The sequence below is a fragment of the Desulfallas sp. Bu1-1 genome, assembly GCF_015594625.1.
Taxonomy (GTDB): Bacteria; Bacillota; Desulfotomaculia; order Desulfotomaculales; family Desulfallaceae; genus JADNRQ01.
Window position 1 is genome coordinate 1 of record NZ_JADNRQ010000041.1, and the last position, 5,750, is coordinate 5,750.

Here is a 5,750-nt window from a genome sequence, read left to right on the forward strand (position 1 = left end):
GTTAGCCTGAACTAACACTTTTTATTGGCCATTATATTTTATTGTGAAGGGAAAATAATGATTAATGTATAATATATTATATATCACGGGGCCCGGTTAATGTGCTGCAAGGGGTTACCTGAAGCAATCATGAAACCCTCTTCCCTTGTTGATTAACAAGTGAAGAGGGTAATCCTTTTTCGGTTTTTTAACCGCCGGTTTATTTGTCAATCCATTGCACCTGTTCTGGCGATATCCAATTATCTTTTTAGGTCTGTTAATAGTGGCCATCTTTATATCAGAGGATAAAAAAGTAGGCACGGGGGATATTCCGTTGGCTCTATATAACGTGGGAACGAAAAAATTCTTTTATGGTTGGGTTGTACTTTTTCTATGTTTCCTGGCCCTGGTTGTTTCCCTGGGCATTCGGTTATCTTTTGGCGTATTTGTAACTTCGTGGGAAGCAGAGTTTCATGTTAACCGGGGGACACTGGCTCTTATCTCAGCTATCGGGTTAATTTTTTACGGTATATTTCAACCCGTTGCGGGGCGGTTAAGTGATTTGTTAGGTACCAGAATTGTTTTATCAGGAAGTATGGCCATTATCGGTTTAAGTTTAATTATTATTCAATGGTTAAATAATTTGTGGGTGCTTGGTGTTGTTTATGGCATATTAATTTCGATAGGTTACGCCGGTTCTTCCAATGTTGTTGCTTCCGCCGTTGTGATCCAGTGGTTTCACAAACGCCAGGGGTTGGCGCTCGGGTTTGTTACCTCTGGAATGGCTGTAGGCCAAATGGTTATTGTGCCGCAGAAAATTTCTTAAAAATTTTTTTATTATTAGGTAGAAGGAATGTTTAATTCAGTTATATAATATATAATATCTAATATCTAGCGGGAGGGCTTTTGATGAAACCGGATCTCATTAAAGTTGCATCTATACAACTAAGCATAAACGATGATCATACCAAAGAAGAGCGGATTGCTTATGCGCTGCAGCAAATGGAAAAAGCGCGGGACGCGGATTTAATTCTGCTGCCTGAGATATGGAACATTGGTTACTTTTCTTTTGACCAGTACGAAAGCCAAAGTGAGTCATTAGACGGCCCTACAATAAGGGCCGTTGCCCGAAAAGCTAAAGAAATAAACTCCTACGTATTTGCCGGTAGCTTTGTGGAAAAAGATGGCGGTAAATTATATAACACAAGTGTGATGCTGGACAACAAGGGGAAAATTATAGGCACTTATAGGAAAATGCACCTGTTTGGTTACGGGTCGGCGGAAACAGAAATACTAACTCCCGGTACGGAAGTGGTTACATTAAAAACAGAACTGGGCAACTTGGGCCTTTCCACATGTTACGACTTGCGATTCCCTGAATTATATCGCAGGATGATGGAACAGGGTGCGGAAATATTCCTGGTTACATCCGGCTGGCCGTTCCCGCGTGTAGCCAACTGGGTGGCGCTAAACCAGGTCAGGGCGCTGGAGAATATTTGTTACCTGGTATCCTGTAATTGTGCCGGTATCAACAGGGGCAAGCAATTTTTAGGGCACAGCATGGTGGTAGACCCCTGGGGTGTAGTTATTGCCGGTAGTGCGGATGAAGAGCGTATCGTCAGAGCAGAAATAGATCCGTCCCTGGTGCACAAGGTAAGGGCGGTATTTCCGCCATTGCGGGATAGGAAATTGAGAATATAAGTAAAAATACAAAGTGCGAAAGGAGGAGGAAGCATGCCGGTATTAGAGTTTAGGATCAATGGCAATCCCAACGAAATTTTAAAGTTTGAAGTTAAAAAGATGATCAACGCCGGGTATACAGGAAGGAACCAGGAAGAAGTTCAAAAACACATCGATGAACTGAAAGAAAAAGGGATACCTGCGCCGGATGAAACGCCAACCTACTTTGCTAAATTTAACGACCGCATAACACAGGATGCAACAATTGAAGTGCTTGATGAAACCGATCATTCGGGAGAAGCGGAATATGTTCTTTTGTGCACCGGTAATGAGATCTATGTTGCCGCCGGTAGTGACCACACTGACCGCAAACTGGAAGAGGATGACATCCCCAAGGCCAAGCAAGTATACCCAAATACTATTTCCAAAGACGTTTGGAGATTATCAGAAGTAAAAGACTACTGGGATGAAATAATCCTGCGCGGCTGGGTGGAACTCAAAGGCCGAAAGGTAGTTTATCAGGAGGCGCCTTTAGCCGCATTGCTTAGTCCCGACGACCTTATAGAGCGGGTCAAGAAAATAGTCGACCTGCCAAGCCTGGAAGGACTGGTAATTTATTCGGGAACAGTGGCGGGTAAAGTGGAAGTGGATTACAGCCCGTTTTTTGAGGCTCAACTGGAAGACCCGAAAAGGAAGCTTGTGCTTTCAAGCGGTTACCGTTTGGAACCGGTAAGCAAATGGTTTAAAAAATAAAAAAAATAATGGAAAAGGAGGAGTTGCACAATGGCGAAACCGGAACTGGAATTCTTTGACCATGACCTTAATATTGGCTGGCGCCAGGTAGAAGGGGCGCAAGAAGGGATTATCGAAAAGATCCTCAGTGAAGACCCCGAAACTGGGGACTACACCAGGCTGTTGAAGTTCCCCCCGGGCATGACCACAACTGAGGTATTGGTGCATGACTTTTGGGAGGAAGTATACATCTTAAAGGGCAGTCTCTACGACATTAATAAAAAAGAAACCTACATCGAAGGTATGTATGCTTGCCGCCCGCCCGGAATGAAACACGGTCCTTATGAAATTCCCAACGGCTGCATGACCCTGGAAATAAGGTACTACAAGAAGTAATTAGGGAAACCCCCTTGCTCTGTTACAAGGTTGGCAAGGGGGTATATTTTTAGGTTAATTGATAGTAAGGGGTGTTCTAAATGCCTGTATCGGATCAAGAATTTTTCAATGCGTTTAAAATTGTATTTAATGTTTTATCCACTCTGCTTGGTGAGGACGTTTCTTTAAATATTACAGATAGGGAAAAATTTATTTGTTTTAAACAGGCGGAAACTTTCAAGTTAACTATTAAAGAAGGTGATGATATCGTCAAGGGGGGCGCTTCGGATAAAGTTTTGCAAACCGGACAGCGGCAGGTAGTCCGTTATCCCAAGGAAGTTTTTGGGGCTCCCATCATTGTCCGTTCCGCACCCATTATTAATCACGATACCGGAAACATCCTGGGTACCATTAGCTTTACCGTATCCCAAGACAAAGAACAAACCGTGTTGGAAATGGCTGAAGAATTGCAAACGTTTACCGGGGAACTTGCGACGGCTACCGAAGAGCTGGCCGGTGCGGCCCAGTCGTTGGCAGCAAGTAGCCAGAATATCAACCAGGCCGCGAAAGTAGCTCATGATCACTTTAAGAAAACCGGTGAAATACTCGAGTACATCAGAAACGTTGCGGAAACCACAAATCTGCTGGGTCTTAATGCGGCTATTGAAGCAGCTCGGGCCGGGGAACACGGGCGGGGCTTTTCGGTGGTAGCCGAAGAAATCAGGAAACTGGCCCGGAACAGCAAGTCTTCAGCGGCGGAAATTACCGATATTCTAGCGAAAATTAATGATCAATTAAACAATATCCTGGAGACGGTAAATGATTTTGCGGCCATTAGTGAAGAACAATCGGCCCAGGCTCAGCAAATAGCTTCAGGGAGTCAAAGGCTCAGTGAATTGTCGGTAAAGATGAAAAATCTGGCCGAAAATCTTATGTAAAAGATTTAAATCTCAAGGGTTCCATTTGCTGGAACCCTTGAATTCCATATTGTAAAATAATATTCTATAGAAAAGACGATGTAAGGGGTAGCAGGCGTGAATTTAATAAGCGAAGCACTGGTTTTGCAAAGAAAAGATTTGGTTGTTGTAGTAGGGGCTGGCGGAAAAACAACGATAATTAACAGGTTGGCCGGTGAGTTGTTAGATGCCGGCAAAAAGGTTGTTGTGAGCACTACAACTAAAATTTTTGCTCCGAGCACTCGTAATTCAGTGCCTGTATTATTAACCGATAAATTAGATGATTTACAGAGCTCGATTCTCAATATAATTAGCCAAACCAACTATGTAATTGTTGGAAAAAATATTAATTATGAAAATAAAATTACCGGCCTTTCCATGGAAGAGGTGGAAAAAATACATAAAATTAATGAGGTTGACTTTTTATTAATCGAGGGGGATGGTGCCAAAAACAAACCTTTCAAAGCTCCGCGTAGTTACGAACCGGTAATCCCTGCAATTGCAACACTGGTGGTACCCGTGGTAGGGGTTGAATGCGCCGGTAAGCCTTTGATAGAAGATTATTTTCATGCTATTGATGAAATTTGTGCATTGACGGGGCTTAATTATGGTGACATAGTAAATGAAAAAGTTATCGCCCATATTATGTTGCATCCAAAAGGTTACAAAAAAAATGTACCCAATCATGCCCGTTGGATTCCTTTTATTAATAAAGTGGAAACTAAAACAGGAGAAAAAAGCGCTTTAAAATTAGCTCGAATATTAAAAGAAGCCGGGGTAGATAAAATTATTATTGGTTCGGCAATGAGTAACCCGCCTGTGAAGCAAATTTGTTAATTTGTATTGGAATTAAAAAAGAGGAGTGTTTGAAATTGCCCCGTATTGAAGCACTGGTACTGGCGGCCGGGCTTTCCAGCAGGATGCAAACAAATAAAATGCTTTTAAAATTATCAGGGAAAACGGTTATCCGCCATTCCCTGGAACGCGTATTAGCTTCCAAAGTCAACTCTGTAACGCTGGTGGTGGGCTGCCGGAAAGAGCAATTGGAACAGGAATTAAAACACTATGATCTCAAAATTATAGAAAATGCCGCTTTTGCTCGGGGTATGGGCACATCGATCAGGGAAGGAATCAGGTATTTGTTACACCAACCTGATGAAATCGACGCCGTATTGATCTGTTTGGGGGATATGCCTTTGATTAAGCCGGGCACTATTGACCGCCTTTTGCAAGTATATAGCGACACCGGCTGTCTCATAGCGGCACCCTTTTATCAAGGTAGAAGGGGACACCCGGTTCTCTTCGATAAAAAGCTGTTTAGCAAGTTAGCGGAGCTTTCAGGGGACACGGGCGCTAAAGAAATACTCAAGGAATGTTGCGCCGGTATTTGCCGGGTTGAGGTGGATGACCCCGGTGTTCTTATGGATATTGACAATTGGGAAGATTACCTGAAAATAAAACAATATACCGGTTGCCATTGAAGATGTATTAATATAGTAAACTTATTTTTTTGAGACGGGGTGTAAGGATGCAGCTTCGATATAAAATTTGGCTGGAAAACAAGGGAAAAGCATTTGGTGAAGGACCATATGACATACTACAGCGTATTGACAGGCTAAATTCCCTGAGCCAAGCTGCTAAAGAAATAAACATGTCTTACAGTCAAGCCTGGAATCTTATTAATACACTGGAAAAAAGACTGGGTTTTAAACTATTAAGGCGTGAAGTAGGTGGTAGTTTGGGGGGTGGTTCTTACTTGACCGCCGAGGCCAGGGAGTTAATGCATAAATACGGTGAATTTATTAAAGAAGCTGATGAGGCATTAAATAAACTTTATAAAAAATATTTTGGTTAACTATGGATAACTAGATTATTTTGGTAGACACCATAATTGTATCAAGGCAGGTCACATCCTTTTTCTATTTCTTGGTTGATCACCAATCTCGAAAAAGGAGTGACTTGCCTGTTAGTTTAAATCTTTAAAGCAATATAGTTTTCAAGAAATTAGCAACTGCAAAAGTTTGGTCA

The 5,750-nt window shown here is 42.3% G+C and carries 8 protein-coding genes; all 8 read left to right on the plus strand.

Annotated elements, in window-relative coordinates; genetic code table 11:
- Nucleotides 1-262 precede the first annotated feature (262 nt).
- The 8 genes from IT084_RS17365 (at nt 263) to IT084_RS17400 (ending at nt 5,577) form a co-directional block, all read left to right on the plus strand.
- Nucleotides 263-805: an MFS transporter gene (locus tag IT084_RS17365; protein WP_195714144.1), complete on the plus strand. Its 543-nt coding sequence runs from the start codon at nt 263-265 to the stop codon at nt 803-805.
- An 83-nt stretch (nt 806-888) separates the two neighbouring features.
- A complete protein-coding gene (locus IT084_RS17370) occupies nt 889-1,680 on the plus strand; it encodes a carbon-nitrogen family hydrolase (protein ID WP_207744666.1) in 792 nt (263 codons plus the stop codon).
- Nucleotides 1,681-1,713: 33 nt separating this feature from the next.
- The gene (locus tag IT084_RS17375) at nt 1,714-2,412 is read left to right on the plus strand and encodes a DUF2848 family protein (RefSeq protein WP_195714145.1); all 699 of its coding nucleotides are present in this window, start codon (nt 1,714-1,716) and stop codon (nt 2,410-2,412) included.
- Nucleotides 2,413-2,442: 30 nt separating this feature from the next.
- Nucleotides 2,443-2,787: a cupin domain-containing protein gene (locus IT084_RS17380; RefSeq protein ID WP_195712820.1), complete on the plus strand. Its 345-nt coding sequence runs from the start codon at nt 2,443-2,445 to the stop codon at nt 2,785-2,787.
- Nucleotides 2,788-2,867: 80 nt separating this feature from the next.
- Nucleotides 2,868-3,704, plus strand: coding sequence for a methyl-accepting chemotaxis protein (locus IT084_RS18725; RefSeq protein ID WP_195714146.1), 837 nt, complete (start codon nt 2,868-2,870; stop codon nt 3,702-3,704).
- A gap of 96 nt (nt 3,705-3,800) precedes the next feature.
- On the plus strand, nt 3,801-4,559 hold the full coding sequence (gene yqeC, locus IT084_RS17390) for a selenium cofactor biosynthesis protein YqeC (RefSeq protein ID WP_195714147.1): 759 nt from the start codon (nt 3,801-3,803) through the stop codon (nt 4,557-4,559).
- A 35-nt stretch (nt 4,560-4,594) separates the two neighbouring features.
- Nucleotides 4,595-5,203, plus strand: coding sequence for an NTP transferase domain-containing protein (locus tag IT084_RS17395; RefSeq protein WP_195714148.1), 609 nt, complete (start codon nt 4,595-4,597; stop codon nt 5,201-5,203).
- Nucleotides 5,204-5,250: 47 nt separating this feature from the next.
- Nucleotides 5,251-5,577 carry a winged helix-turn-helix domain-containing protein gene (locus IT084_RS17400; RefSeq protein ID WP_195714149.1) on the plus strand — a complete coding sequence of 109 codons (327 nt, stop codon included), beginning with the start codon at nt 5,251-5,253 and terminating at the stop codon, nt 5,575-5,577.
- The last annotated feature ends 173 nt before the right edge of the window (nt 5,578-5,750 follow it).